This window comes from Bacillus sp. CH140a_4T, from assembly GCF_008923725.1.
In the GTDB taxonomy this organism is placed as follows: Bacteria; Bacillota; Bacilli; order Bacillales; family Bacillaceae_G; genus Bacillus_A.
This window is the reverse complement of the sequence record NZ_WBPF01000013.1, coordinates 242,984-268,167: the sequence shown is the minus strand read 5'-3', so window position 1 is coordinate 268,167 and position 25,184 is coordinate 242,984. Positions and strand designations below refer to the sequence as shown.

Here is a 25,184-nt window from a genome sequence, read left to right as displayed (position 1 = left end):
ATAAAAAAAACAGCACAAAAAAATTTAAATAAAAAAATATAATTTTGTTGCATAGATGATTTATCCAACATAGTATAGTATAAAACAAAAAATCAGAAAATTGAATCAATTCTAGTCCGAGGGCAGACGAATATTGGGAGGAGGCAAATAATATGAGACAGGTGATTAATGCGTTAAAGAGAACAGATGCTGAAAAGAGAATTCCGGTGCTACGTTTGGAGCTAGATTATGAATTAGCAACTTTATATGATGCGATGATGGAAGATGATAAACAGAAAAAAGAAGAGTGTGTACAAAAGTTAGAAGTGTTAAGACTTGAAATGATTCGTTTAGAAGCGTAATAATAGTATATGTATAAAAAATTAGTTGGTGCGAACCTTATAAAGGGTTCGTTTTTTCTGTGAACAGTATAGATCGGAGTGTTTAAACATGCAAGAAGTATGGAAAGACATCGATGCACACGCCAAACAGTGGATTCGAGATGCGGGAGAGCGTTTAATGGCATCAATGAAAAAAGCACTTATTATAGAAACGAAATCCAATGCAGCTGATTTAGTAACAAATATGGACCGAGAAATAGAACAGTTTTTAATTGGGAAAATTAAAGAGACATTCCCGAATCATAATATTTTAGGAGAAGAAGGTTATGGAGATGAGGTAACTTCTTCTGATGGGGTTGTTTGGTTAATTGATCCAATTGATGGCACGATGAACTTTGTTCATCAAAAGAGAAATTTTGCAATTTCAATTGGAATTTATGAGAACGGTATCGGAAAAATTGGACTTATTTATGATCCAGTTCATGATGAATTATATCATGCGCTAAAAGGAACTGGAGCATTTTGCAATGAAGTACCAATACCTTTATTAGAAAAAGGGACTGTAGAGCAAGGTATTGTAGCTTTAAATGCGATATGGCTTACCGACAACCCATTGCTTAATATGGAAAGTATGATGGCACTTGTTAAGAAAGCAAGGGGCACAAGATCATATGGCTGTGCCGCATTAGAGATGGTATACGTTGCAACAGGGAGAATAGATGCATATGTAACACCGAGGTTATCACCATGGGATTTTGGCGGGGGACAGATAATAGTGGAGGAAGTTGGAGGTAAGGTGACAACGTTCTCTGGAGCCACGCTTTCTATCGTGGAGAAGAGCAGCGTATTAGTTGCAAAACCAGGGGTGTATGAAGAGGTGCTACGATTTATAGCGGAGTAACAAAAAAAGTAAGAGGCTGTATAAGCGCTTCTTACTTTTTGACGTTATTGCGATTTACGCATTTTTCTTTTTGTTACAAAACCGTATCCAACTGTAACAAATGTGCCGATAATGCAAATAATAACACCGATGGGACTATTTTCAGCAACCATAATGCCGATACCGATTAAGAAGATAACGCCGATAATTGCTGTTAATAAAAAGCGATATTGAATGTGTTCCATTTCTTCACCCTCCAATCTCATTTTACTTTCACAAAAGTAAGAATACAACTATATTTTCATTCTAGATTTTATTTTGATTGCCATTGTATCCCCTTCGCTCTTATAATAGAGAAGGATTAAAAAGACATTAGGAGTTGGACATGTTGAAAAAACGACAAGATTTACGAAATATAGCAATTATTGCCCACGTTGACCATGGTAAAACAACACTTGTTGACCAGTTATTACGTCAAGCGGGGACGTTCCGTGCGAATGAACATATTGAAGAACGCGCAATGGACTCAAACGATCTAGAAAGAGAACGTGGTATTACAATTTTAGCGAAGAATACTGCGATTCACTATGAAGATAAACGAATTAACATTTTAGATACACCTGGTCACGCTGACTTCGGTGGAGAAGTAGAACGTATCATGAAAATGGTTGATGGTGTTCTACTTGTTGTTGATGCATATGAAGGTTGTATGCCACAAACACGATTTGTTTTAAAGAAAGCTCTTGAGCAAAACTTAACTCCAATCGTTGTTGTAAACAAAATTGACCGTGACTTCGCTCGCCCTGATGAAGTAGTTGATGAAGTAGTTGACTTATTCATTGAACTTGGTGCAAACGAAGATCAATTAGAGTTCCCAGTTGTATTTGCATCAGCAATGAACGGAACAGCAAGCTTAGATTCAAATCCAGCAAATCAAGAAGAGAATATGAAATCATTGTTTGACACAATTATTGAACATATTCCAGCACCAGTTGATAACAGCGAAGAGCCACTTCAATTCCAAGTAGCACTTCTTGATTACAATGACTATGTTGGTCGTATCGGGGTTGGACGCGTATTCCGCGGTACAATGAAAGTAGGACAACAAGTTGCATTAATGAAAGTTGACGGAACTGTAAAACAATTCCGTGTAACGAAATTATTCGGTTACATTGGATTAAAACGTCAAGAAATTGAAGAAGCAAAAGCTGGAGATTTAGTAGCTGTTTCAGGTATGGAAGACATTAACGTAGGTGAAACGGTATGTCCGGTTGAGCATGAAGAAGCTTTACCATTATTACGTATTGATGAGCCAACACTACAAATGACATTCCTTGTAAATAACAGCCCATTTGCAGGTCGTGAAGGTAAATTCATTACATCTCGTAAAATTGAAGAGCGCCTTCGTTCACAATTAGAAACAGATGTAAGTTTACGTGTAGATAATACAGATTCTCCTGATGCGTGGATCGTATCTGGACGCGGGGAATTACATTTATCTATCCTAATTGAAAACATGCGTCGTGAAGGTTATGAACTACAAGTATCTAAGCCTGAAGTAATTATTAAAGAAGTTGATGGCGTAAGATGTGAGCCTGTAGAGCGCGTGCAAATCGATGTACCTGAAGAATACACTGGTTCTATTATGGAGTCTATGGGTGCACGTAAAGGTGAAATGTTAGATATGGTGAATAACGGAAACGGTCAAGTTCGCCTTACTTTCATGGTTCCAGCACGTGGTTTAATTGGTTACACAACAGAATTCTTAACATTAACTCGTGGTTATGGTATTTTAAACCATACATTCGATTGCTACCAACCAGTACACGCTGGACAAGTTGGTGGACGTCGCCAAGGTGTTCTAGTTTCACTTGAAACAGGAAAAGCATCACAATACGGTATTATGCAAGTTGAAGACCGTGGTGTAATCTTCGTTGAACCAGGTACAGAAGTATACGCTGGTATGATTGTCGGAGAACACACTCGTGAGAATGACTTAACAGTTAACGTTGTAAAAATGAAACAACAAACTAACATTCGTTCTGCGACGAAAGATCAAACTTCAACAATGAAAAAACCACGCTTAATGACTTTAGAAGAGTCATTAGAGTACTTAAATGATGACGAGTTCTGTGAAGTAACTCCAGAATCAATTCGTCTACGTAAAAAGATTCTTGATAAGAGCGAGCGCGAAAGAGCTGCTAAGAAGAAGAAATCTGTAGAAGCGTAAAATATTAGAATGGCTACCTTTAATTAAGGTAGCTGTTTTTTTATGTTTATTTTTTAGAATATTTACTCTTTTTTTGTGGACAGTATTTTTGTTGCGAGTTACTCTTGTATTAAGTACATAAATAAAATTTGTTTCTTGTGAGAAAGGGGGATGAGTGATGTTAGAAAGAATGTCGTTTTTTGCGAAATTATGTAAAGTTGATGAAAATCCAGAACTAGGGATGTGGTTGCTGTATGGCATCATTATTATATTAAGTGCACTTGTGTATAATTTAGGTTTTGCAAGAAAACTATCAATAATAAAAAATATAGTGATATATATATCGTTAGCGATTGGGTGTACAGTTTTAACTTTCTTTGCAGTTTTTTTACCTGTTGGAGAGGGGCTTGTTGTAGCGGCAATTGTACTTGGAATTTATAGGTTGCGTTTGCGTCAAGCAAGACAACAAAAAGCAGGGTGAGGGGGCGGAGTTTTATGCGTTCAGTACAAGATGCATTATATAATTGGTTAACAATTAAAACAGTTGCCGAAGCACGTCCAGATGATCGTGCTGCAACAGAAACGTATTTGTTATTTCAAAATATGATATATGAAGAACATAAATTAAAGAATGTGGAAGTTAAAAAGAATGAAGAAATGTATTTGATTACATATGAAATGAATGGAGAAAAAAAATCTGCAAGGTTTCCATTAGAAGCTATTGATTGTTTTTTGGATCAAATGAATCGTGAACCTGAAAAATATAAATAAGTCCTTATCTGTATGATTAAGGACTTATTTACATTTTACCAATCGTCTTCGACTTTTTTATCACGATATAATCGGAAATTACCACTTGCATGACGTTCCATCGTACGTTCTGCAATTCGTTCCGAACATTCCATGCACATATATGTATGAATAGGGCGGTTACGCAGTTTTTTTGCCATAGGATTTTCATCATCTAACATATCTTTTTTATCACAAATCATACATTTGACTCTCATTTCGTCACCTCAATACGAATTCTATCAGTATAAGTATATCATGGAAGTGTAATATTTTTGAATAATAGCGGGAAAAAAAAATATTTTCGCAATTCGAAAAATAAGTTATGATAAGGATATAGTAAGTATATATGGAGGTGGAAATATGGCGAATGTAGTAGAGCCTACATTAACAGGTGATTTAGTACAAACGTTACGTAAAGAATGTATTGTTATGGTAGCAACAACAGACTTCGAAAAACAAGTTCCTAACGTAAGTGCTATTTCTTGGGTGTATGCAGTTAGTAAAACTAGTATTCGATTTGCAGTAGATCAACGTTCACGTATTGTGGAAAATATACGGCATAGTACTGGGGTGGTATTGACTATAATGGCGAATGAATCCGTATTTTCCATAAGTGGTGCAGGTGAAATTTTGACTGATAGAATGGAAGGCATTCCTCTAAAATTAACTGTAATAGAAGTAAATGTACAAGAAGTACGTGATGTTATGTTTTATGGAGCGAAACTTGCAACTGAACCAACGTATGAAAAAACATATGACATTCGCGCAGCGAATAAGCTTGATCACCAAGTGTTAGTAGGAATAAAAGAATTATAAATGTGATAAATAAGAAATTCAGTTATTAACTTTTGTAATCAGTTATTGTGATTTTATGTTAATAATTATAATTTAAAGTAATATATTGAATAGAAATGAATAAAAAATAAATAAAAGGTTTAATGGCTATGAATTTCGATTCTACCTCGTTTATACGGTACATATAATTATAACAATGGTTCGTCCATATTTTATGGATGAAACCCTTGTTCTACAAATTTAAAAGTGGAGTCAGGGGGTAACAGGTTGGATAAAATTTATGTGTTAGATACGAATGTACTTTTGCAGGATCCTTTATCTATTTTTTCATTTGAAACCAATGAAGTAGTGATTCCAGCAGTTGTATTAGAAGAGGTCGATTCGAAAAAACGTTATATGGATGAAGTAGGACGAAACGCTCGTTATGTATCTAAGTTAATAGACAAATTTCGTGAAATAGGAAAGCTGCATGAAAGTATTTCGCTAGAAAACGGCGGTACATTTCGTATTGAATTAAATCATCGTTCATTTGTTCAACTACAAGATATTTTTGTAGAAAAAACAAATGATAATCGAATTTTAGCTGTAGCAAAAAATCTATCTTTAGAAGAACAAGAAAAAGAGGACGGGAAGTCTGTTATTTTAGTAAGTAAAGACGTGCTCGTAAGGGTGAAGGCTGATGCAATTGGTTTGAAGGCGGAAGATTATTTAAGTGATCGTGTAATTGAAGTAGATAATATATATTCAGGATTTTTAGAAGGGTATATATCAAAAGAGCAATTGGATTATTTTTATGAAAAAGGTGAATTGCCTTTATCCGAAATTGCAAATCATCCTTTTTATCCAAATCAATTTGTAGTAATGAAAGATGCATTAGGGGGATCAAGTTCAGCACTTGGTATTGTAGATCACTTAGGTAAGAAGGTAAAGAAACTTATTTTTCACAATGAACAAGTATGGGGGATACGACCACGAAATGTACAGCAAATTATGGGATTAGAATTGTTGCTTCGTGAAGATATTCCGCTAGTAACGTTAACAGGGAAAGCTGGTACAGGAAAAACATTACTAGCTTTAGCTTCGGGGCTTATGCAAACTGAAGATTTAGGGTTATATAAAAAACTACTCGTTGCAAGGCCAATTGTTCCAGTCGGAAAAGATATCGGTTATTTACCAGGAGAAAAAGAAGAAAAGTTAAGACCGTGGATGCAACCGATTTTTGATAATCTAGAGTATTTATTTAATACGAAAAAGCCAGGAGAGTTAGATGCTATTTTAGCTGGAATGGGTTCGATTGAAGTAGAAGCTCTTACCTATATACGTGGGAGAAGTATTCCGGATCAGTTCATTATAATTGACGAAGCACAAAATTTAACGAAACATGAAGTGAAAACGATACTAACAAGAGTAGGAGAAAAAAGTAAAATCGTATTAATGGGAGACCCTCAGCAAATTGATCATCCGTATTTGGATGAATATAATAACGGCTTAACATATGTTGTAGAGAAGTTTAAAGAGCAACGTATTAGTGGTCATGTAAAGTTTGTTAAAGGGGAGCGATCGAATTTAGCTCAACTAGCAGCAGATTTATTATAAAAGGAGTGAGCTGAGGCTCACTCCTTTTTCTTCCAAGTATACATTTTAAATAATTGTAAATTTACGGATGTTACGGATTGGATTTTGTCTATTAGATCCATCATTGTAATATAGATGAACAGGTCCATCCTCTTTTAATGGCTTTCCTTCTTTTGAAAAACCAAGTATAGCATTTTCTACAGTTTCTAATGGAAGTATTATTGTTTGATTTACTGTTTCAATTTCGACTTGCGTAGCGTCATCTGAAATTTCGGCGTTAGCAAGAAATGGATGAAATGGTATACCGAACGTTCCAGTAATTAGCTGTTCTTTTTTATATTTCTTTACACTTTGTTGTATCGGTGGAAACGCAGCACCATCACGGATTTCGCGATCCCAATGTTCTGAAGTGTTTTTCAAATAAGCTTCTAGTTCTGATGTGTTTTCTCTTGTTTCATCAAAGTAAGTTGTCAAATCTACTTTGCGATCATCAAAGATCCAAACAGTTGGATCGATAGTGATTGGAAAACGAACTTTTCCATTAATAAATAAAATTTCGCTCATTGTTGTTCCCCCATTTGTGTTATACTCCCACTTTTCAGTATAATAGCATTAGACACGGTTGTCACAAAAAATGTTTCTATTGCAATTTACTAAAACTATCGCTAATATTAATAGATAGGAGAGAGTAGGACGGAAACGGAGGGAATCAATTTGGCGTCTGAGACAGTATCAAATCATCAGGAAAAGGCACTAGCCCTTCTACAAGCGGATGCGGAGAAGATTTTAAGACTTATTAAGGTGCAAATGGACAATCTTACAATGCCGCAATGTCCATTATATGAAGAAGTGTTAGACACACAAATGTTTGGACTATCCCGCGAGGTCGATTTTGCAGTTCGCCTTGGTCTTATTGCAGAAGAACAAGGGAAAGCAATGTTAGGAGAGCTTGAACGTGAGTTATCTGCACTTCATGAAGCATTTACAAACAAACAACAATAACGGGTTCAAATAGGGGGGCTCAAACTGAAAAAGTTTGGGCTTTTTATTTGTATAATAAAGCAGGAAGAATCAATGTACATATGGAATACAACAGTAATTAAATTGAAACAGAGAGAGGAAATGAAATGAAAAGAGTATGGAAATCAATGGATTACTCATTGTTACTTCCTCTTGTTATCTTATGTGTGTTGGGAGTTATAATGGTATATAGTTCTAGTTCCATTGTCGCGATTTCATCGAAATATAACTGGCCAGCAAATTACTTTTTTAAAAAACAATTAGTTGCTCTTGCAATTGGAACGGTAATGCTTGTAATTGTCGTTATAATCCCTTACAAATTTTGGAGAAAAAAAATAGTTCTTACAGCGATGGGGTTAGGGAGTATTGGGTTACTAACAGCAGCTTTCCTTTTCGGTAAGGTAATCAATGGTGCAAAAGGATGGATACTAGGTATACAACCAGCTGAGTTTGTAAAAATAGTAGTTATTATTACGCTAGCAAGTTTTTTTGCTAAGAAACAAGAGAGGCAAACCCCTTTTTTACAAGGGATAATACCTCCTATATTTATTGTCGGTGGATCGATGGTATTAATTTTATTACAAAATGACTTAGGGACTGACATATTAATAGGTGGAACAGTGTTAATTATGTTCTTCTGTTCAGGAGTTAATGTTAACCTGTGGATAAAAAGATTTTTATTAACATCTATCGTCTGGATTCCGGCGTTGTATTTTATCGGAAATTATAAATTAAATAACTACCAAAAAGCTCGATTTTCAGTTTTTCTTGATCCATTTAACGATCCTCAAAATGATGGATTCCAATTAGTTAATTCTTTTATTGGAATTGCCTCAGGTGGGTTAAATGGTAGAGGATTAGGAAATAGTATACAAAAATATGGCTACTTACCAGAACCGCAAACGGATTTTATAATGGCGATTATATCTGAAGAACTAGGTTTTATAGGTGTAGCTATCATTTTAATCTGTTTACTACTTATTATTATTCGTTCGTTTAGGGTGGCACAAAAATGTAAAGATCCATTTGGAAGCTTAATTGCAATCGGAATTGCAAGTTTAATTGGGATACAAACTTTTGTTAATGTTGGGGGTATGTCTGGCTTAATACCACTTACAGGAGTACCTTTACCGTTTATTAGTTATGGTGGTAGTTCTTTATTGGCTAATCTAATTTCGATGGGTATATTATTAAATATTGCTAGTCATGTAAAACGACAAGAGAAACAACAAAATGAGATAATGAAAGAAAGAGAGCAAGATGGACCACGTCTTGTAGTTGTGAAATAAAAAACACATTGTGCTTTAGAGCGCGATGTGTTTTTTTTTTTTAGAAATATTAAATATGATACATTAATTGTTGTATAAACTAAAAGATATATCACATTTAATTAAATGTGATATACAATTAAGTTGTTAGAAAAGGAAGAGGTATGCTATACTATTTTTGTGAAACAAATTGATCAGAAAACTTATCATTTGTTAAAAAATAAGGTATGATGGATAAAAATAAAGTGAAGCTTTCTAAGTATAATATAATGTAGAAAGTGAAGAACTTCACGCTCTTTATGGTGTGTATATATTTTATCTCTAGAGTGGTAGGAAAGTAGAGGGGGAAAATCATGACAAAGCTGCAACGTATTCAAAAAGTATTGGTAGCTAACCGTGGAGAGATTGCAATTCGTGTGTTTCGAGCTTGTTCGGAACTTGGATTAAAAACAGTTGCAATCTATTCTAAAGAGGATAGTGGTTCTTATCATCGTTATAAAGCCGATGAGTCCTATTTAGTTGGGGAAGGGAAAAAGCCAATTGATGCTTATCTAGATATTGAGGGCATTATTGAGATTGCGAAAAGTAATCATGTAGATGCAATCCACCCTGGATATGGTTTCTTGTCAGAAAATATTCAATTTGCAAAACGTTGTGAAGAAGAAGGGATTATATTTATCGGTCCAAAGAGTAAGCATTTAGATATGTTTGGAGATAAAGTGAAAGCAAGAACACAAGCGCAGCTAGCACAAATTCCAGTTATTCCTGGTAGTGATGGGCCAGTAAATTCAATAGAAGAAGTTGGAGAATTTGCTGAAAAGTATGATTACCCGATTATTATTAAAGCTTCCCTTGGCGGTGGCGGTCGTGGTATGCGTATTGTACGTACTAGTGAAGAATTAAGAGAATCGTATAATCGAGCGAAGTCAGAAGCGAAAGCAGCCTTTGGTAATGATGAAGTGTACGTTGAAAAATTCGTTGAAAAACCTAAACATATAGAAGTTCAAATTTTAGCAGATGAAGAGGGCAATGTTGTTCATTTATACGAGCGTGACTGTTCTGTACAACGTCGTCACCAAAAAGTGGTAGAAATTGCACCTAGTGTGTCGCTTTCAGATGATTTGCGTCAGCGTATTTGTGATGCTGCTGTGAAATTAACGAAAAATGTAAATTATTTAAACGCCGGAACAGTAGAATTTCTTGTAAAAGGTGATGAGTTTTACTTCATAGAAGTAAATCCGCGTGTTCAAGTTGAGCATACGATTACAGAAATGATCACAGGGGTAGATATCGTTCAATCGCAAATATTAATAGCTGATGGACATGCATTACATAGTAAAATGGTAGGTGTTCCGAAGCAAGAGGAAGTAGTTGTACATGGATTTGCGATTCAATCTCGTGTAACGACTGAGGACCCACTAAATAATTTCATGCCAGATACAGGGAAAATTATGGCATACCGATCAGGTGGTGGTTTCGGTGTTCGTCTTGATACAGGTAATAGTTTCCAAGGTGCTGTTATTACACCGTACTATGATTCTTTACTTGTAAAAGTTACAACATGGGCACTTACTTTTGAACAAGCTGCTGCGAAAATGGAACGTAACTTAAAAGAATTCCGTATTCGTGGTATTAAAACAAATATTCCATTCCTAGAGAATGTAGTAAAACATAGAAACTTCTTATCAGGAGAATATGACACTTCATTTATTGATGCGTCACCTGAACTATTCCTGTTCCCGAAACGTAAAGACCGCGGAACAAAAATGTTAAATTACATTGGGACAGTAACAGTAAATGGCTTCCCAGGAGTAGGGAAAAAAGAGAAACCAATTTTCCCGGATGCTCGTATACCGAATGTATTACACTCAGAACCGGTTCAAAATGGAACGAAACAAATTTTGGATGAGCGTGGAGCGGACGGATTAGTAAAATGGGTACAAGATCAAAAGCGTGTACTTTTAACGGATACAACATTCCGTGATGCGCATCAGTCATTACTTGCGACACGTATTCGTACAAAAGATTTACATCAAATTGCAGAGCCGACAGCGAGAATGTTACCGAACCTATTCTCAGCGGAAATGTGGGGCGGTGCAACATTTGATGTTGCATATCGTTTCTTAAAAGAAGATCCATGGGAACGATTACTAGATCTTCGTGAAAAAATGCCAAACGTTTTATTCCAAATGTTACTTCGTTCTTCAAACGCAGTTGGTTACAAAAACTATCCAGATAATCTAATTCAAAAGTTTGTGGAATGTTCTGCTCAAGCTGGAATTGATGTGTTCCGTATTTTTGATAGCTTAAACTGGGTAGAAGGTATGAGAGTTGCGATTGATGCTGTACGAGATACTGGTAAAATTGCAGAAGCAACAATGTGCTACACAGGAGATATTCATGATCCATTACGTAGTAAATATGATTTAAATTACTATAAAAACTTAGCAAAAGAGTTAGAAGCATCAGGAGCGCATATATTAGGAATTAAAGATATGGCAGGCTTATTAAAACCAAACGCAGCGTATGATCTAGTTTCAGCATTAAAAGAGACGGTATCGATTCCGATTCACTTGCATACACACGATACGAGTGGAAATGGTATATTAACGTATACGAAGGCAATTGAAGCAGGTGTTGACATTGTCGATGTAGCAGTAAGTTCTATGGCGGGTCAAACGTCACAACCAAGTGCGAACACGCTATACTATGCATTAGGTGGAAACGAAAGACAGCCAGACGTTAATATAGATTCATTAGAAAAACTATCTCATTATTGGGAAGATGTACGTAAATACTACGCACCGTTTGAAAGTGGTATGAATGCACCTCATACAGAGGTATATATGCACGAAATGCCAGGCGGACAGTATAGTAATCTACAACAACAAGCGAAAGCGGTTGGTTTAGGAGATCGCTTCGATGAAGTGAAAGTAATGTACCGCCGTGTGAATGACATGTTTGGCGATATTGTTAAAGTAACACCATCATCTAAAGTTGTCGGTGATATGGCATTATTTATGGTTCAAAATCACTTAACAGAACAAGATGTTTTAGAGCGTGGGCATTCTATGGACTTCCCAGGATCTGTTGTTGAAATGTTCTCAGGAGATTTAGGACAACCATATGGTGGTTTCCCGAAACAATTACAAGAAATTATTTTAAAAGGGAAAGAGCCATTAACAGTAAGACCGGGTGAATTATTAGAGCCAGTAGATTTCGACGCGTTAAAAGAAGAGCTATTCCATAAACTTGGACGTGAAGTGACGATTTTTGATGTTGTTGCATATGCATTATATCCAAAAGTATTTATGGATTACGAAAAAGTTGCTGAGCTTTATGGAAGTGTATCTGTGCTTGATACACCGACATTCTTCTATGGTATGAGACTTGGTGAAGAAATCAATGTGGAAATCGAACAAGGTAAAACATTGATGGTTAAACTAGTATCAATAGGGGAGCCTCAGCCAGATGGAAATCGTGTTCTTTACTTGGAGTTTAACGGACAACCACGTGAGATTGTTGTGAAAGACGAAAGTGTGAAAGCAACAGTGGCACAACGTGTGAAAGGAAACCGTGAAAATCCAAACCACATTAGTGCAACAATGCCAGGAACGGTTATTAAAGTAGTTGTAAAAGAAGGCGATGAAGTGAAAAAAGGCGATTCTATGGCAATTACAGAAGCGATGAAAATGGAAACGACAGTTCAAGCGCCGTTCAATGGTAAAGTGAAAAAAGTATACGTTAACGATGGAGATGCAATTCAAACGGGTGACTTACTCATTGAATTAGATCACTAAAATAGAAAAGAGCTGTGTAAATGCAGCTCTTTTTCTTTAGCCCGCTATTCGCCGGGCAGTAAGACCTCCACCTCAAAATTCAGCGAAAGCAAAGAAGTTAGGTGGGGGGGGTGCCCATAAAAGCCTGATTGGTGCGGGCTAATAATCAGTGGGGGATGAAGAAAAACCCACTGATTAAAGTTTCACTTTATTGCAAAAAATACCTTGCCAATTCGGCAAGGTATTTTAATTTAAATTTATTTTGTTTGTTTAGAAGTTGATTCAGCTTCTTTTGCATTCACTTTACTTCTTGTACCTAACATAACTAAATAGCATAGTACAGCAAACAAGCAAGAAATGAATAGTGAATGTAATAATGCCATTACTAAATTAGCATTTGTAAATACGACTAAAATTCCCACGATAGCTTGAAGTGTAACAAGGATAAAGGAAATGATCCATCCCCAGTATACGACAGGCTGCTGCTTGTAATGGCGAATAGCGAGAATCATTGCGTATAGTATCCAAGCGAAAATTAACATCGCTGCAACTCTATGTCCCATTTGAACCCATTCATGTAGTTGAGTTGGCATAGGTCTATTTTTGCTACATAAAGGAAAGTCTGGGCAGGCTAAGCTAGCTCGTTCGTGACGTACTAAAGCACCTGTGTAGACGACAATATAACTGTAAATTGTTACACCATAAATATGAAATTTCATTTTTTTGTCCATAATAAGTGAACGTGCATCAAATTTCTGGTCGATTTCAAAGATAAGACACGTTAGTAAAATGACAGAAGCAAATGAAATTAAGGAAATACCGAAATGGATAGCAAGTACAGCTGGCATTTGTCCCCAAACAACTGCTGCAGCTCCCATTAATGCTTGTGCAACTAAAAATACGAAGGATAAAATTGCTAACGTTTTTGTTTCGCGCACATGTTTATAATATTTCCAGGATAAAATACAAAGGAGAGTGACAAGGATTCCTGCTGATCCTGATGTAAGGCGGTGACTTAGTTCGATAATAGTTTCCATTGATAAATTAGATGGAACAAATTCACCGTTACAAAGTGGCCAGGATTTACCGCACCCTTGGCCAGAACCTGTTTTTGTAACTAAGGCGCCTCCTAGTAAAACTATTAATAAATCAAGACTCGTAATGACTGCTAACCATTTAATAAAGCGTTGCAATCTATTTCACCATCTTTCTGCTATGAAGTTATTGCGAAATATTTTCATTCCATTATGTATAGAATAAAAAGCGCTAGTTCCTATGATATATAAAAAATAATAAAATAGCAAAGAAATGGCGGGGGCAGACAGGAGAGAGAAAATGGGTGTGGAAAAAGGATATATAAGGGAATTTTTAGGTGAAAAACAGGCTATTTTGAAAAGAAATGGGGAGAATACGTGTTAAATATGACAAAAAAAGTTTATTATAGAAGGTAACATCATGTTATGATAAGGACAAGTAAGAATTAAGTTTTTTATATTCGACACAAAAAGTTCATGTTTTCTTCACAAAATGTTCGGGAAATATGATTTAATATATTGGAGTATGGGCGTAGATTAGTAGTAGAATGGATTAACAATATTTCTACTGTAATAATATTGCTATATAGAAGCGAAATATTTCATTCGAAATAGGCGCAAAAAGAAAGATGAAAGTTTTAAGAGGGGGTTAAAGTGATGAACCATGCAACAAGTGAGCTGCATGATGAGTCAGCTGTTACAAGTGTACCGGAAACAACTCGGCTACAAGATTTATCAGCGCTCGTTAAAATGGGGATTGTAAATTCAAATACACTTACTGTATTTACAGGATTTTGGTTGGCATTACATTTTAATGGATTAAGTGTGATGGACAATCTGGATAAGCTATTCTTTACAATCGTTGGTTCTGGATTAATTATGGCAGGGGTATGTTGTTTAAATAACTACATTGATCGAGACATCGACCCGTTAATGGAAAGAACAAAAACCCGTCCAACAGTTACTGGAAAGTATAAACCGGGATTTGCACTTACATTTGGACTAGTTATATTACTTCTTGGATTCGTATTTTTATTATTAACAACACCAATGGCAGTATTAATGGGATTTATTGGTGCTTTCACATATGTTGTCTTATATACGTTATGGACAAAGAGAAAGTATACACTAAATACTGTTGTAGGTAGTATATCTGGAGCAGTTCCACCTTTAATTGGATGGGCAGCAATTGATCCATCTTTAGGCCATCCAATTGCTTGGATGTTATTTTTAATTATGTTTATTTGGCAAATCCCACATTTCCTCGCATTAGCGATGAAACGTGTTGATGAATATCGAAATGCAGGAATTCCAATGCTTCCTGTAGTTCATGGATTTGAAATTACGAAACGCCAAATTATGATTTGGACAGTATGTTTATTACCACTACCATTTTATATGAGTGGACTAGGGATAACATTTATGGTAATTGCAACACTGCTTAACATCGGATGGATCGTTTTAGGATTTTATGGCTTCCGTAAGCAAGATGACATCAAATGGTCCGTACAAATGTTTGTTTATTCCCTAAACTATTTAACAATCTTATTTGTTTCAATGATTGTAGTTACATTCTTCTAAGACAACGACATAATTGGATTTCTTTACGTTGAGATTTACTTTACTTAACTATAAAGTACAATCTAATTCACAAGGAAAGTGGGGGTTGTTTGTATGAAGAAACAGTGGCGACTGCTTTCGTTCGTTTCACTGCTGGCTTTACTGTTAGGGGGATGCGGTAAAGCCTTTCAATCTACTTTAATTCCGCAAGGAGAAGTAGCAAAAATGCAATATGATCTGCTCTTACTAGCAAGTGCGATCATGGTAGGAGTAGTACTAGTAGTTACTATTATTTTCTTATATGTAATTGTGCGTTTCCGACAAAAGAAAGGTCAGGAAGATTATATTCCGGAGCAAGTTGAAGGGAATCACAAACTAGAAATTATATGGACAGTTATTCCGATTATTCTTTTGTTAATCTTAGCTGTTCCGACGGTTACATATACATTCAAACTTGCTGATGTAAGTGCGATGGAGAAAAAGAATATTGATAAAGATACTATCGTTGTTGATGTAACAGCGAATCTTTATTGGTGGGAATTTTCTTATAAATCAGAAAAAATAGTAACTTCTCAAGATTTAGTCATCCCCACAGGTAAGAAAGTGTATTTGAATTTGAAGGGTGCCGATATTAAACATTCGTTTTGGGTTCCATCTTTAGCTGGGAAAATGGATACAAATACAGATAATGTGAACAAAATGTGGTTAAAGGCAGATAAATCGGGCACTTATAATGGTTTTTGTACAGAATTTTGCGGCCCATCACATTCTTTAATGCAATTCAAAGTGAAAGCTTTAGATGAAAGCGAGTACAAACAGTGGCTTGCTGATATGAAGAAGATTGATGGGAAGAAAGAAGTAGCTTCAACGAAGGCGCAAGAGGGCCAAGAAATATTTAATAAAAGCTGTATTGGTTGTCACGCAGTTGGATCTAATGATAGTAGACCACCTTCCGCTCGTATCGCACCAAATTTAGCAAACTTTGCGGATCGCGATATGGTTGCCGGTATTGCCGAAAATAATGAAGAAAACTTAAAAAAATGGCTGAAAGATCCTGAAAATATGAAACCAGGAAATAAAATGACTGGTAAATATGGCAACTTAACGGATGATCAAATTGATGCATTAAACGCATACTTACAAACGTTAAAAGTTGAAAAGTAAAGAGGGATTATTCGCGAAGGGGAGGTTGAAAACGTGAGTTCTGTAGCAAAAAAACAGGGGATGGGTGCTGTCATATGGGATTATTTAACGACAGTAGACCATAAAAAGATTGCCATTCTCTATTTAATTGCAGGTGGATTGTTTTTTGTAATAGGCGGAATAGAAGCTCTATTTATTCGCCTTCAATTAGCGATTCCTAACAATGCTTTTCTTGTTGGGGATGCTTATAATCAAGTATTAACGATGCACGGTACAACAATGATTTTCCTCGCAGCTATGCCACTCGTGTTTGCATTTATGAACGCCGCTGTACCACTTCAAATTGGTGCACGTGATGTAGCGTTCCCGTTTTTGAATTCACTTGGATTTTGGTTATTTTTCTTTGGTGGAGTATTTTTAAATTTAAGTTGGTTTTTAGGTGGAGCACCTGATGCAGGATGGACATCTTATGCATCTTTAGCTTTAGTTTCTAAAGGCCATGGTGTTGATTTTTATGTACTCGGCTTGCAAATCTCCGGTATTGGTACATTAATTGGAGGTATTAACTTCCTTGTAACCATTATTAATATGCGTGCGCCAGGAATGACGTATATGCGTATGCCGATGTTTACATGGACGACATTTGTAACATCTTCGCTAATATTATTCGCTTTTCCGCCGTTAACTGTAGGATTAGGACTTTTAATGTTAGATCGTTTATTTGGAACAAGTTTCTTTAATCCAGCATTGGGCGGGAATACAATTATATGGGAGCATTTATTCTGGATTTTCGGTCATCCAGAAGTATACATTCTTATACTCCCAGCTTTCGGAATATTCTCAGAAATCTTCGCGACATTTTCGAAAAAGAGATTATTTGGTTATTCATCGATGGTGTTTGCGACAGTATTAATTGGATTCTTAGGATTTATGGTATGGGCGCATCATATGTTTACTGTTGGGCTTGGTCCAGTTGCAAATGCTATTTTCTCAGTTGCAACAATGGCAATTGCGGTTCCGACCGGTATTAAAATATTCAACTGGCTCTTTACGATGTGGGGCGGAAGTATTCGTTTTACGACACCAATGATGTGGGCAGTAGCTTTCATTCCATCATTCGTAATGGGAGGAGTTACAGGTGTTATGCTAGCATCTGCACCAGCTGATTATCAATTTCACGATAACTATTTTGTAGTAGCGCACTTTCATTATGTAATCGTCGGCGGTGTTGTATTTGGTTTACTTGCAGGAGCTCATTATTATTGGCCGCTGATGTTTAATAAAGTATTGAATGAAACGTTAGGAAAGATAACATTTTGGTTATTCTTTATCGGTTTCCATTTAACGTTCTTCATTCAGCATTTCCTTGGATTGATTGGTATGCCGCGTCGTTACTACACATATCTTGAAGGTCAAGGGTTGGAAATGGGGAATATGATTAGTTCTATTGGAGCGGTATTTATGGCTCTTGGAACGATTGTTCTTCTATTCAATGTAATCAAAACAACAGTATCAAAAGAAAAGGCTGGTCGTGATCCATGGGATGCACGTACATTAGAATGGACAATGCCAGCACCTACACCGGAATATAACTTTAAACAATTGCCATTTGTTCGCGGGTTAGATCCGTTTTGGATTGAAAAACGTGAAGGAAATAAAGAGATGACAGCGGCGGAACCAGTTGGTGATATTCATATGCCAAATCCATCATTTTCACCATTTGTCATTTCTTTAGGATTGTTTATAGCGGCATTCGGTGCAATGTATATGCAGGGTGGAAAAGATAAGTTTTGGTTATTAGTAGCAATTATCGGTTTAATCATTACATTTGGTGCAATGTTCCTACGTTCAGTAATCGATGATCATGGATATCATATTCATAAGGAAGATTTAGAAGATAAGGGGGGCAAGGCATAATGCATGTAGATGAAAAATTAACGAATGAAACATTTCCAGCAGAGCCTGAAAAAGCAACCCTTGAGGGAAAAAATAAGTTTGTCGGTTTTTGGTTATTTCTTGGAGGCGAAACAGTATTATTCGCTTCCTTATTTGGCACATATTTGGCGTTAAAGAACTCTACAAATGGTGGACCAACATCTCAAGAGATGTTCCAAATGCCACTCGTTTTCATTATGACGATGCTTTTATTAACGAGTAGTTTAACGAGCGTATATGCGATGTATCATATGAAAAACTTTAACTTTAAAAAAATGCAACTTTGGCTACTCGTAACAGTGCTGTTAGGTTTAGGTTTTTTAGGATTTGAGATATATGAGTTTTATCATTATACGCATGAATTTAAGCATACTATGAGAAGTAGTGCATTTGGTTCCGCGTTTTATGCTCTTGTTGGTACACATGGACTTCACGTATTGTTTGGATTATGTTGGATTTTAACATTAATTTTTAGAAATGCGAAGAGAGGTCTAAATTTATACAATGCACCGAAGTTTTATGTTGCATCGATTTATTGGCACTTTATTGACGTAGTTTGGGTGTTTATTTTCACTGTAGTATATTTGATGGGAATGGTGGGATAAACAATGGCGATAAAGCAAACGAATAATCCTAAAGTTGATCTTGTTTATCGGAAGAGAAAAAGTGCGGAGGAAATGAAGCATCAAGTTATTACATTTGCATTAATGATTTTTTTAACATTAGTTGCATTTGCAGCAGTAGCATATCCGAAAACTTTTAGTCCGACTTTCTCAGTACCATTTATTTTACTATTAGCGGTGGTACAAGTAATTTTTCAATTGTATTATTTTATGCATATGAGTCATAAAGGACATGAAGCAGCGAGTTTCTTTCTTTATTCTGGTCTGTTAATCGGGTTAATTACAATTTTAGCTTTTATGACAATTGTGTGGATTTGAAAAGTGAAGAATAAGGGAGCTTGTGTCGTCACAGCTCCCTCTTCATGTTATGTGAAAGGGTAACCTTAAGAAGGTAGGTGTAACAATGAGTAACTTGTGGATATTTGGTTTTCAAGCTCTATGGAGTCCAATCTTTTTACTATTTATGCTTTCGATCCTTATCGGGTACTTTTTAATTATTGGGCCATATAGAATGCGATTTGAACATGCGACAAAGGTAAGTAAGAAGCAAGTTTTTTATTTTACGACCGGGATTGTTCTTTTGTATTTTGTAAAGGGAGGGCCTATTGATTTAATTGGTCATATTATATTTAGTGCACATATGTTTGAAATGGCAGTCATGTATATTGCTGTTCCACCGCTATTGTTGCTTGGTATACCAGTTTGGTTATATCGTTATATTACTTCTTTTAAGTTCGTTCAAATTATATTAAAGGTATTTGCTAAGCCACTTATTGCATTGCTTGTATTTAATGGCCTGTTTTCTTTTTATCATTTACCAGTTGTTTTTGATACAGTAAAACAAAGTCAAATTGCTCATCCTATTTGTCTCGCTATATTGTTCTTTACAGCAATCATGATGTGGTGGCCGATGCTGAATCCATTACCAGAATATCAAACGTTAAGTGATATAAAGAAACTTGGTTATATGTTTGCTAACGGTATATTATTAACGCCAGCTTGCGCGTTAATAATTTTTGCAACTGCACCGTTATTTGCAACCTATACGGATCCGGCTGCTTGGATGAAGGCGATGGAACTTTGTGTACCGGCGGGAACTTTATCCGATTTAAATATAACTGGACCAGAATTTTTACACTGGATGCCGGTCGTACAAGATCAACAAACAGGTGGCATCATTATGAAAATTGTCCAGGAAATAGTGTACGGTACGATTATTGGCTATGTATTTTTTAGGTGGGCACGTAGAGAGCGTGAAAAGGATAAAGAACAGTTGCAACAATTACCGCCGTATTTACAGACGAAATAAAAACGAGTGCATCAAGTATGATGCACTCGTTTTTATTTTATTCAATGATATGGAATTCTTTTAACTCTTTTTCGACATTTTGTAGGAGTTGTTCGCTTTTTTGAAGTACATTCGTTGGGAAAGTTTCACCATCACCATATTCAACACCGTGAGGATAATAATGTTTACCTAATAAGGGAGGAAGTAGTTTTATTTCAGCGTGTCTACTACCAACGTCACCTTCAACAGCTAAACCTTGTACGCGTAAATAATAAACATCGTTTAATATTTCGAATTTATAATCGTATGTAACTCGTTCATAATCCCATTGTCCAGCAAGTACAAAATGGTTTTTCTCCATAATCTCTGTTAGTAGTGTTAAATCAACAACTGCCCCATTAAATTTCGTATTTGTAAATTGCATTATAATACCTCCTTGTTTAATGTTACGTTATTATTTTTATAATAGTATGAATAGTAAGAAAGCGCAATTCATATTGAGAGAAAAGGGATAATCCAGACTTTTTTTGCGAAAATATGATATAGTGAAAAGAGTACGGTACACACAAAAAAGGAAAGAAAAGGATTTGTGTATATCTCAATTTTATGTTTTGTGCAGGAGGTATATCGATTGAAGAAATTATTGCGTATCGTAATGATTACATTTTTAATTTTAGCTGTTGATTTATACGGGAAATTACTCGTTTCACAATATATATTAACCCCATCTCAATCAAAGCAAGAAAATAAAATTGTGAAAAAGAAAAAACAAGTAAATGAAGACTCTTCAAATACGGTTTTAAATATGATTGGTGTGGACTCTGAAAATTTATTAGCAAAATGGGGCGAACCATCTCGAATAGAGCCATCTGCTTACGGATATGAATGGTGGGTATACAATCAAGATTTAGCGCAGTATGTTCAATTTGGGGTTGCAGAACGTAAAGTTGTAACGGCGTATGTTGCTGGTGAGCAAGTTAAGGTGCCGCCTTATTATATAAATGAAAAGTATGAAGAAGTGTATAAAAAGAATCCACTCTCTCATGAGATTTCGTTAAAAAGAGGGAAGAATAGTTATCAATTTGAGTTATCTGACACGGAAGTGATGGAACAACCATTAATACCTGTAGAAGATGGCTGGGCACAATTATATTTTGATCATTTTACACATGAGCTTGTTGGTGTTCGTTATATGGATGACGAAACGTTATTACGCCAAAGACCATATCAGCTTGTTTATTCAGGTGAATTACTAGCAGAACAACCATTGACTCCAGATAAAATGAAACAAATAGAGAATGGGAATATGCAACAAATTTTTGATTTAACAAATATTATTCGAAGTCGTCATAAGTTACCGTTATTAGCTTGGGATCAACAAACAGCAGATGTGGCTATAGGTCATAGTAAAGATATGAAGGATAATAATTACTTTTCACATGATTCACCTACATTAGGTACGTTAGGAGATCGTTTGCAGCGCGGGAAAGTAGGATTTCAACTTGCTGGTGAGAACATAGCGGCGCAACATAGTGATGGAATTGCGGCGGTGCAAGGTTGGTTAAATAGTGAAGGGCATAGAAAGAATTTATTAAATGAACAATTTACAGGATTAGGTGTTGGGGTATACGATAAGTTTTATACACAAAACTTTATTCGAAAATAAAGTTTTGTGGGGGACACCTCCCGGTTAATTACTTCGTATTCACTGAATTGTAGGTGGGAATCTTACCGTATGCAAATAGCAGGATAAAAAGGTGCATGAATCGTCTAAAAATAGGCGAACCATGCGCCTTTTTTTTCTTACTATATAGTAGATAGATATGAAGAGGTGAGGATTATGCCAACCACAAAAGGACCGTTACATCCATCGGTTCAACAGTTTAAAGAGTTTGTAAACCATCACCCTAAAATGGTTCATGAGGTTAGAAGTGGTCACAAAACTTGGCAACAGTTTTATGAAGAATGGTATTTACTTGGTGAAGAAGATCCGATATGGGCAACTTTTAGACCTGATGGAGCGCCTGCTTTTTCTTCGGTAAAAGAAAATAAACAAGAAAAAGAAAAAGAAAAAGAAAAAGATAATCGAACTGAAGAGGAAAAAACAGCAGATGTGATGGGACAAATGCTTTCTTTCTTTAAAAAGCTAGATGTGGAACAAATGCAACACCATTTAGCCAATGTGACGAGTGCCATTGGTAGTGTACAACAAGTTTTTCAACAATTTCAAGGGAAGCCTGCGCGGCAAGAAGAGAGTACTTCCGAAAATAATCCATTTTTCTTTCAGAAGGATTAGGGGGAAAGCGGATGAGAGCAGAAATTATGGAGTTTATAAAGGCTGATGAGGATTTATCTCGCTATATTAGGGAGCAACCGTACTGGTATAGAAAACTAACGCGAAACCCTAAAGAAAAAGAGGCTTTTGAGTTAGCGGCTATGCAGCATTTCAAAAAAACGATACCAGATAAAGTTGAGAAATTCCAAAATCAATTGGCAGTTGCTTCCATTATGATCGATATGTTTCAGTATATGAAGCAGCAAAATACAACATAATTGGAAAGGAAAACTATGTCCGTCATGCAGAACTTTTGATACAATAGAAGCGGATTATTTAAAAAGGAGTTGCAGCATGAGCATGACGGAAATTTGTTTAGTACGACATGGACAAACTGATTGGAATTTTCAAGAGATTATTCAAGGACGTGAAGATATTCCACTTAATGAAGTGGGGAAGAAGCAAGCGAGTCAAAGTGCAGCAGCTTTGCAAGCAGAAGCATGGGATATAATAATAAGTAGCCCGTTAATTAGAGCGAAAGAAACGGCTAAGGAAATTGCAGGTGCTACTGGATTACAATCAATTTTATTAGATGAGCGATTTGTTGAACGTAATTTTGGTGAAGCTTCTGGGAAGCCAGTTGCGACTGTTAGGGAGTTAATTGCAGAAGGTAAAGTAGAAGGTATGGAGCAAGATGAAGAGATTGTAACTCGTTGTTTTGCTGCTGTAAAAGATGTTGCAGAAACTCATTCTGGCAAACGTATTATCATTGTAGCGCATTCACATGCGATAAAAGCAATTTTACATGCAATTGCACCGGAAGATATTTCGTTTAAGACGCCATTAAAAAATGCATGTATTAGTTATGTGAAAGAAAATAGTGGGAAATGGGATGTTCTGAAATATAATATTGCGGAACATATTAATGTATAAGTATGAACTGGAATTACATGGAAAATAGTTAGGGTAATATCTTTCTGTTTAGTGAGACACTTCAATTAGTAGTTCTAATCTAAATGTGGTATGATGAATATTCGGAGGTGTCTCTCATGATTGTAGCGACGCTGGAAAGCGTATTGATATTAGATAAGGCAGAGCAGCTTGCAAAAGCGATTATCTGTTCAGATATAGCAGAAGACTATCGTAAGTGTTATAAAGAATTGCATGAAGATATGGAAGTTCAGACGTTAATTCAGCAATTTACAGCGATGAAAGAACGATATGAAGAAGTGCAACGTTTCGGTAAATACCATCCTGATTATACTTTCGTCTCGACGAAAATGAGGGAGTTAAAGCGTTCTGTAGACTTACATGATAAGGTTGCAGCTTTTAAACGAGTAGAAACGGCTTTGCAAAAGTTGTTAGATGAAGTTAGTGTAGCAATCGGTTCTGAGGTGTCTTCTTCCATCAAAGTTCCAACAGGAAATCCATTTTTCGATGCTGGTGGCTGTGGTGGAGGTTGTGGTACCGGTGGAGGTTGTGGCTGTAAAACGGGGTAAATTACCCCGTTTTTTAGAAGATAGAAGAAAACGTATACAGAGTTTGTCCTGTAATGTCATAAATTTCTGATTGGTTTTCATAAAATATAAAATATATGTTTTTAAAAGGAGAAGATGGAGAAGATTATGTTCGGGCAACGACAAAGTATGATTGTTTATTTACATTCATTGAAACATGCCAAGATTTTAAGGAAATATGGTAACATACATTACATATCAAAACGCTTAAAATACGCAGTAGTATATTGTGATATGGAACAAATTGAGCATATGATGCAAAAGTTGAACAAACTTCCTTTTGTGAAAAAGATAGAACAGTCGTACCGCCCGTATTTAAAAACGGAATTTGAAAATTCACGTCCTGATCGGGCAAAAGAATACGATTATAGCTAATAGAAAAAATCCCCTGCTAATTTTAGCGGGGGATTTTTCAGTTGAAATAACATTTTATTTCATTGGAGGAATGAAATTATTCATTCGTAAAATACCAATTAAATGATTGAAAAACAGTTCTTTTTCTGGGAAAGTTGTGGATGGTTTTACTGTAAAGGTAGTCACTTTTTTCCCTAGTTGTTCTGCCGTTTCTTCAAATAATATGACACGTTTACTTTTTTTATTTTCAAGTACAGGAATGCCTTCACGACATATGTATAATGGTTGGAAGTCACCAGTAGTAGTTGGTTTTAATATTACAACAAGTGAGCACACTTTTTTTTCATTTTTAATCGTTTCAAATTGTAACATATGTGTTATACGTTCTTGATTTGCTTTGGCAATTTCAAGTAATTCATATAAATCAGAGTAGCCTTCTCCGAGTTCTATAAAGCGTTGAATCATATTTTTTCCTCCTCTTTCTTTTACTGTACCATCTCACTTTTTAAATGAAAAGTAGACAACGAAAAAAAACCCTGCAAAGCAGGGCCCTTCTTATACTAGCATGTACTAGTAAGAAGGCAAAGGGAGAGGAGAAACCGGAGGAAGAACTTATGGGGAAACGTAAGTCTTCTCCGCGGTTGGCAACAACATCGAAGGTGATGTTGTTATAATTATTTATGTCCAATCTAAATGAAGATATACATCATGAAATTAAATTTTATGTTGGGCTTTTTATTTTTCTTTTTTTTATTTTATGATAGGATAAAAAAGATAAAGTGAAACGAATAGTTCGTGTTAGCGAATGGTGAGATGA

General features: G+C 35.8%; 28 protein-coding genes. 22 read left to right on the top strand and 6 right to left on the bottom strand.

Annotated elements, in window-relative coordinates; translation table 11 throughout:
* Positions 1 to 152: 152 nt before the first annotated feature.
* Entirely contained in the window at positions 153 to 341 is a 189-nt protein-coding gene (locus F8162_RS09930) for a hypothetical protein (protein WP_001250164.1), read from the top strand.
* An 88-nt stretch (positions 342 to 429) separates the two neighbouring features.
* Positions 430 to 1,221 (top strand): inositol monophosphatase family protein, encoded by a 792-nt coding sequence (locus tag F8162_RS09925; RefSeq protein WP_151632777.1) that lies wholly within the window; start codon positions 430 to 432, stop codon positions 1,219 to 1,221.
* 44 nt (positions 1,222 to 1,265) lie between these two features.
* On the opposite strand, the gene F8162_RS09920 is transcribed toward F8162_RS09925, so the two are convergent.
* On the bottom strand, positions 1,266 to 1,445 hold the full coding sequence (locus F8162_RS09920; RefSeq protein ID WP_000400130.1) for a DUF5325 family protein: 180 nt from the start codon (positions 1,443 to 1,445) through the stop codon (positions 1,266 to 1,268).
* A 140-nt stretch (positions 1,446 to 1,585) separates the two neighbouring features.
* Between F8162_RS09920 and typA the strand changes: the two genes are divergently transcribed.
* The 3 genes from typA to F8162_RS09905 all read left to right on the top strand — a co-directional run bounded on the left by typA (position 1,586) and on the right by F8162_RS09905 (position 4,180).
* Positions 1,586 to 3,430 (top strand): translational GTPase TypA, encoded by a 1,845-nt coding sequence (gene typA / locus F8162_RS09915; RefSeq protein WP_000914755.1) that lies wholly within the window; start codon positions 1,586 to 1,588, stop codon positions 3,428 to 3,430.
* Positions 3,431 to 3,587: 157 nt separating this feature from the next.
* Complete coding sequence (locus F8162_RS09910; protein ID WP_000893656.1) at positions 3,588 to 3,890, top strand: YlaH-like family protein; 303 nt, start codon at positions 3,588 to 3,590, stop codon at positions 3,888 to 3,890.
* A 14-nt stretch (positions 3,891 to 3,904) separates the two neighbouring features.
* On the top strand, positions 3,905 to 4,180 hold the full coding sequence (locus F8162_RS09905) for a hypothetical protein (protein ID WP_151632775.1): 276 nt from the start codon (positions 3,905 to 3,907) through the stop codon (positions 4,178 to 4,180).
* A gap of 35 nt (positions 4,181 to 4,215) precedes the next feature.
* On the opposite strand, the gene F8162_RS09900 is transcribed toward F8162_RS09905, so the two are convergent.
* Positions 4,216 to 4,416 (bottom strand): YlaI family protein, encoded by a 201-nt coding sequence (locus tag F8162_RS09900; protein ID WP_001995040.1) that lies wholly within the window; start codon positions 4,414 to 4,416, stop codon positions 4,216 to 4,218.
* Between the two features lie 145 nt (positions 4,417 to 4,561).
* Between F8162_RS09900 and F8162_RS09895 the strand changes: the two genes are divergently transcribed.
* Both F8162_RS09895 and F8162_RS09890 read left to right on the top strand, forming a co-directional pair.
* Entirely contained in the window at positions 4,562 to 5,017 is a 456-nt protein-coding gene (locus F8162_RS09895; RefSeq protein ID WP_151632773.1) for a pyridoxamine 5'-phosphate oxidase family protein, read from the top strand.
* A gap of 246 nt (positions 5,018 to 5,263) precedes the next feature.
* A complete protein-coding gene (locus F8162_RS09890; protein WP_151632771.1) occupies positions 5,264 to 6,592 on the top strand; it encodes a PhoH family protein in 1,329 nt (442 codons plus the stop codon).
* A 45-nt stretch (positions 6,593 to 6,637) separates the two neighbouring features.
* Here F8162_RS09890 and F8162_RS09885 read toward each other — a convergent pair whose 3' ends face one another.
* Positions 6,638 to 7,135 carry a peptidyl-prolyl cis-trans isomerase gene (locus F8162_RS09885; RefSeq protein ID WP_151632769.1) on the bottom strand — a complete coding sequence of 166 codons (498 nt, stop codon included), beginning with the start codon at positions 7,133 to 7,135 and terminating at the stop codon, positions 6,638 to 6,640.
* Between the two features lie 150 nt (positions 7,136 to 7,285).
* Between F8162_RS09885 and F8162_RS09880 the strand changes: the two genes are divergently transcribed.
* The 3 genes from F8162_RS09880 (at position 7,286) to pyc (ending at position 12,659) form a co-directional block, all read left to right on the top strand.
* Positions 7,286 to 7,573 (top strand): YlaN family protein, encoded by a 288-nt coding sequence (locus tag F8162_RS09880; RefSeq protein WP_000135698.1) that lies wholly within the window; start codon positions 7,286 to 7,288, stop codon positions 7,571 to 7,573.
* Between the two features lie 125 nt (positions 7,574 to 7,698).
* Positions 7,699 to 8,880 (top strand): FtsW/RodA/SpoVE family cell cycle protein, encoded by a 1,182-nt coding sequence (locus F8162_RS09875; protein WP_151632767.1) that lies wholly within the window; start codon positions 7,699 to 7,701, stop codon positions 8,878 to 8,880.
* 332 nt (positions 8,881 to 9,212) lie between these two features.
* Positions 9,213 to 12,659 (top strand): pyruvate carboxylase, encoded by a 3,447-nt coding sequence (gene pyc, locus F8162_RS09865; protein ID WP_151632765.1) that lies wholly within the window; start codon positions 9,213 to 9,215, stop codon positions 12,657 to 12,659.
* Positions 12,660 to 12,895: 236 nt separating this feature from the next.
* On the opposite strand, the gene ctaA is transcribed toward pyc, so the two are convergent.
* The gene (ctaA, locus tag F8162_RS09860; RefSeq protein WP_001188735.1) at positions 12,896 to 13,831 is read right to left on the bottom strand and encodes a heme A synthase; all 936 of its coding nucleotides are present in this window, start codon (positions 13,829 to 13,831) and stop codon (positions 12,896 to 12,898) included.
* Positions 13,832 to 14,329: 498 nt separating this feature from the next.
* On the opposite strand from ctaA, the gene ctaB reads away from it, so the two are divergent.
* The 6 genes from ctaB (at position 14,330) to ctaG (ending at position 20,242) form a co-directional block, all read left to right on the top strand.
* A complete protein-coding gene (gene ctaB, locus F8162_RS09855) occupies positions 14,330 to 15,253 on the top strand; it encodes a protoheme IX farnesyltransferase (protein WP_001015062.1) in 924 nt (307 codons plus the stop codon).
* A 93-nt stretch (positions 15,254 to 15,346) separates the two neighbouring features.
* The gene (coxB, locus tag F8162_RS09850) at positions 15,347 to 16,396 is read left to right on the top strand and encodes a cytochrome c oxidase subunit II (RefSeq protein ID WP_098758205.1); all 1,050 of its coding nucleotides are present in this window, start codon (positions 15,347 to 15,349) and stop codon (positions 16,394 to 16,396) included.
* Between the two features lie 60 nt (positions 16,397 to 16,456).
* On the top strand, positions 16,457 to 18,292 hold the full coding sequence (ctaD, locus tag F8162_RS09845; RefSeq protein ID WP_192797624.1) for a cytochrome c oxidase subunit I: 1,836 nt from the start codon (positions 16,457 to 16,459) through the stop codon (positions 18,290 to 18,292).
* Positions 18,292 to 18,915: a cytochrome c oxidase subunit III gene (ctaE, locus tag F8162_RS09840; protein ID WP_000557861.1), complete on the top strand. Its 624-nt coding sequence runs from the start codon at positions 18,292 to 18,294 to the stop codon at positions 18,913 to 18,915. Before ctaD ends, ctaE begins: the two co-directional genes overlap by 1 nt.
* Before the next feature lie 3 nt (positions 18,916 to 18,918).
* Complete coding sequence (gene ctaF, locus F8162_RS09835; protein WP_000985699.1) at positions 18,919 to 19,251, top strand: cytochrome c oxidase subunit IVB; 333 nt, start codon at positions 18,919 to 18,921, stop codon at positions 19,249 to 19,251.
* An 85-nt stretch (positions 19,252 to 19,336) separates the two neighbouring features.
* Complete coding sequence (ctaG, locus tag F8162_RS09830) at positions 19,337 to 20,242, top strand: cytochrome c oxidase assembly factor CtaG (protein WP_151632761.1); 906 nt, start codon at positions 19,337 to 19,339, stop codon at positions 20,240 to 20,242.
* Positions 20,243 to 20,279: 37 nt separating this feature from the next.
* On the opposite strand, the gene F8162_RS09825 is transcribed toward ctaG, so the two are convergent.
* Positions 20,280 to 20,645: a YugN family protein gene (locus F8162_RS09825; protein WP_151632759.1), complete on the bottom strand. Its 366-nt coding sequence runs from the start codon at positions 20,643 to 20,645 to the stop codon at positions 20,280 to 20,282.
* A gap of 207 nt (positions 20,646 to 20,852) precedes the next feature.
* Between F8162_RS09825 and F8162_RS09820 the strand changes: the two genes are divergently transcribed.
* The 6 genes from F8162_RS09820 to F8162_RS09795 all read left to right on the top strand — a co-directional run bounded on the left by F8162_RS09820 (position 20,853) and on the right by F8162_RS09795 (position 24,388).
* The gene (locus F8162_RS09820) at positions 20,853 to 21,887 is read left to right on the top strand and encodes a CAP domain-containing protein (RefSeq protein WP_151632757.1); all 1,035 of its coding nucleotides are present in this window, start codon (positions 20,853 to 20,855) and stop codon (positions 21,885 to 21,887) included.
* Between the two features lie 174 nt (positions 21,888 to 22,061).
* Positions 22,062 to 22,517, top strand: coding sequence for a YlbD family protein (locus F8162_RS09815; RefSeq protein WP_001143338.1), 456 nt, complete (start codon positions 22,062 to 22,064; stop codon positions 22,515 to 22,517).
* 11 nt (positions 22,518 to 22,528) lie between these two features.
* Positions 22,529 to 22,774, top strand: coding sequence for a YlbE-like family protein (locus tag F8162_RS09810; protein ID WP_151632755.1), 246 nt, complete (start codon positions 22,529 to 22,531; stop codon positions 22,772 to 22,774).
* An 82-nt stretch (positions 22,775 to 22,856) separates the two neighbouring features.
* Entirely contained in the window at positions 22,857 to 23,429 is a 573-nt protein-coding gene (locus F8162_RS09805; RefSeq protein ID WP_120341634.1) for a histidine phosphatase family protein, read from the top strand.
* Positions 23,430 to 23,545: 116 nt separating this feature from the next.
* Positions 23,546 to 23,995 carry a YlbF family regulator gene (locus tag F8162_RS09800; RefSeq protein ID WP_000634355.1) on the top strand — a complete coding sequence of 150 codons (450 nt, stop codon included), beginning with the start codon at positions 23,546 to 23,548 and terminating at the stop codon, positions 23,993 to 23,995.
* A gap of 126 nt (positions 23,996 to 24,121) precedes the next feature.
* Positions 24,122 to 24,388, top strand: coding sequence for a YlbG family protein (locus tag F8162_RS09795; RefSeq protein WP_002080814.1), 267 nt, complete (start codon positions 24,122 to 24,124; stop codon positions 24,386 to 24,388).
* A 54-nt stretch (positions 24,389 to 24,442) separates the two neighbouring features.
* Here F8162_RS09795 and F8162_RS09790 read toward each other — a convergent pair whose 3' ends face one another.
* Positions 24,443 to 24,832 (bottom strand): hypothetical protein, encoded by a 390-nt coding sequence (locus F8162_RS09790; RefSeq protein ID WP_000616011.1) that lies wholly within the window; start codon positions 24,830 to 24,832, stop codon positions 24,443 to 24,445.
* Positions 24,833 to 25,184: the final 352 nt, after the last annotated feature.

What these genes read in the sequence shown, in the direction of transcription:
- ctaG (WP_151632761.1), top strand. Translation starts at nt 19,337, where the DNA reads ATGAGTAACTTGTGGATATTTGGTTTTCAAGCTCTATGGAGTCCAATC.
- F8162_RS09895 (WP_151632773.1), top strand. Translation starts at nt 4,562, where the DNA reads ATGGCGAATGTAGTAGAGCCTACATTAACAGGTGATTTAGTACAAACG.
- coxB (WP_098758205.1), top strand. Translation starts at nt 15,347, where the DNA reads ATGAAGAAACAGTGGCGACTGCTTTCGTTCGTTTCACTGCTGGCTTTA.
- F8162_RS09900 (WP_001995040.1), bottom strand. Translation starts at nt 4,416, where the DNA reads ATGAGAGTCAAATGTATGATTTGTGATAAAAAAGATATGTTAGATGAT.
- ctaF (WP_000985699.1), top strand. Translation starts at nt 18,919, where the DNA reads ATGGCGATAAAGCAAACGAATAATCCTAAAGTTGATCTTGTTTATCGG.
- typA (WP_000914755.1), top strand. Translation starts at nt 1,586, where the DNA reads ATGTTGAAAAAACGACAAGATTTACGAAATATAGCAATTATTGCCCAC.
- ctaE (WP_000557861.1), top strand. Translation starts at nt 18,292, where the DNA reads ATGCATGTAGATGAAAAATTAACGAATGAAACATTTCCAGCAGAGCCT.
- ctaB (WP_001015062.1), top strand. Translation starts at nt 14,330, where the DNA reads ATGAACCATGCAACAAGTGAGCTGCATGATGAGTCAGCTGTTACAAGT.
- F8162_RS09815 (WP_001143338.1), top strand. Translation starts at nt 22,062, where the DNA reads ATGCCAACCACAAAAGGACCGTTACATCCATCGGTTCAACAGTTTAAA.
- F8162_RS09910 (WP_000893656.1), top strand. Translation starts at nt 3,588, where the DNA reads ATGTTAGAAAGAATGTCGTTTTTTGCGAAATTATGTAAAGTTGATGAA.
- F8162_RS09825 (WP_151632759.1), bottom strand. Translation starts at nt 20,645, where the DNA reads ATGCAATTTACAAATACGAAATTTAATGGGGCAGTTGTTGATTTAACA.
- pyc (WP_151632765.1), top strand. Translation starts at nt 9,213, where the DNA reads ATGACAAAGCTGCAACGTATTCAAAAAGTATTGGTAGCTAACCGTGGA.
- F8162_RS09790 (WP_000616011.1), bottom strand. Translation starts at nt 24,832, where the DNA reads ATGATTCAACGCTTTATAGAACTCGGAGAAGGCTACTCTGATTTATAT.
- F8162_RS09810 (WP_151632755.1), top strand. Translation starts at nt 22,529, where the DNA reads ATGAGAGCAGAAATTATGGAGTTTATAAAGGCTGATGAGGATTTATCT.
- ctaD (WP_192797624.1), top strand. Translation starts at nt 16,457, where the DNA reads ATGGGTGCTGTCATATGGGATTATTTAACGACAGTAGACCATAAAAAG.
- F8162_RS09920 (WP_000400130.1), bottom strand. Translation starts at nt 1,445, where the DNA reads ATGGAACACATTCAATATCGCTTTTTATTAACAGCAATTATCGGCGTT.
- F8162_RS09885 (WP_151632769.1), bottom strand. Translation starts at nt 7,135, where the DNA reads ATGAGCGAAATTTTATTTATTAATGGAAAAGTTCGTTTTCCAATCACT.
- F8162_RS09905 (WP_151632775.1), top strand. Translation starts at nt 3,905, where the DNA reads ATGCGTTCAGTACAAGATGCATTATATAATTGGTTAACAATTAAAACA.
- F8162_RS09875 (WP_151632767.1), top strand. Translation starts at nt 7,699, where the DNA reads ATGAAAAGAGTATGGAAATCAATGGATTACTCATTGTTACTTCCTCTT.
- F8162_RS09930 (WP_001250164.1), top strand. Translation starts at nt 153, where the DNA reads ATGAGACAGGTGATTAATGCGTTAAAGAGAACAGATGCTGAAAAGAGA.
- F8162_RS09800 (WP_000634355.1), top strand. Translation starts at nt 23,546, where the DNA reads ATGATTGTAGCGACGCTGGAAAGCGTATTGATATTAGATAAGGCAGAG.
- F8162_RS09795 (WP_002080814.1), top strand. Translation starts at nt 24,122, where the DNA reads ATGTTCGGGCAACGACAAAGTATGATTGTTTATTTACATTCATTGAAA.
- F8162_RS09925 (WP_151632777.1), top strand. Translation starts at nt 430, where the DNA reads ATGCAAGAAGTATGGAAAGACATCGATGCACACGCCAAACAGTGGATT.
- F8162_RS09805 (WP_120341634.1), top strand. Translation starts at nt 22,857, where the DNA reads ATGACGGAAATTTGTTTAGTACGACATGGACAAACTGATTGGAATTTT.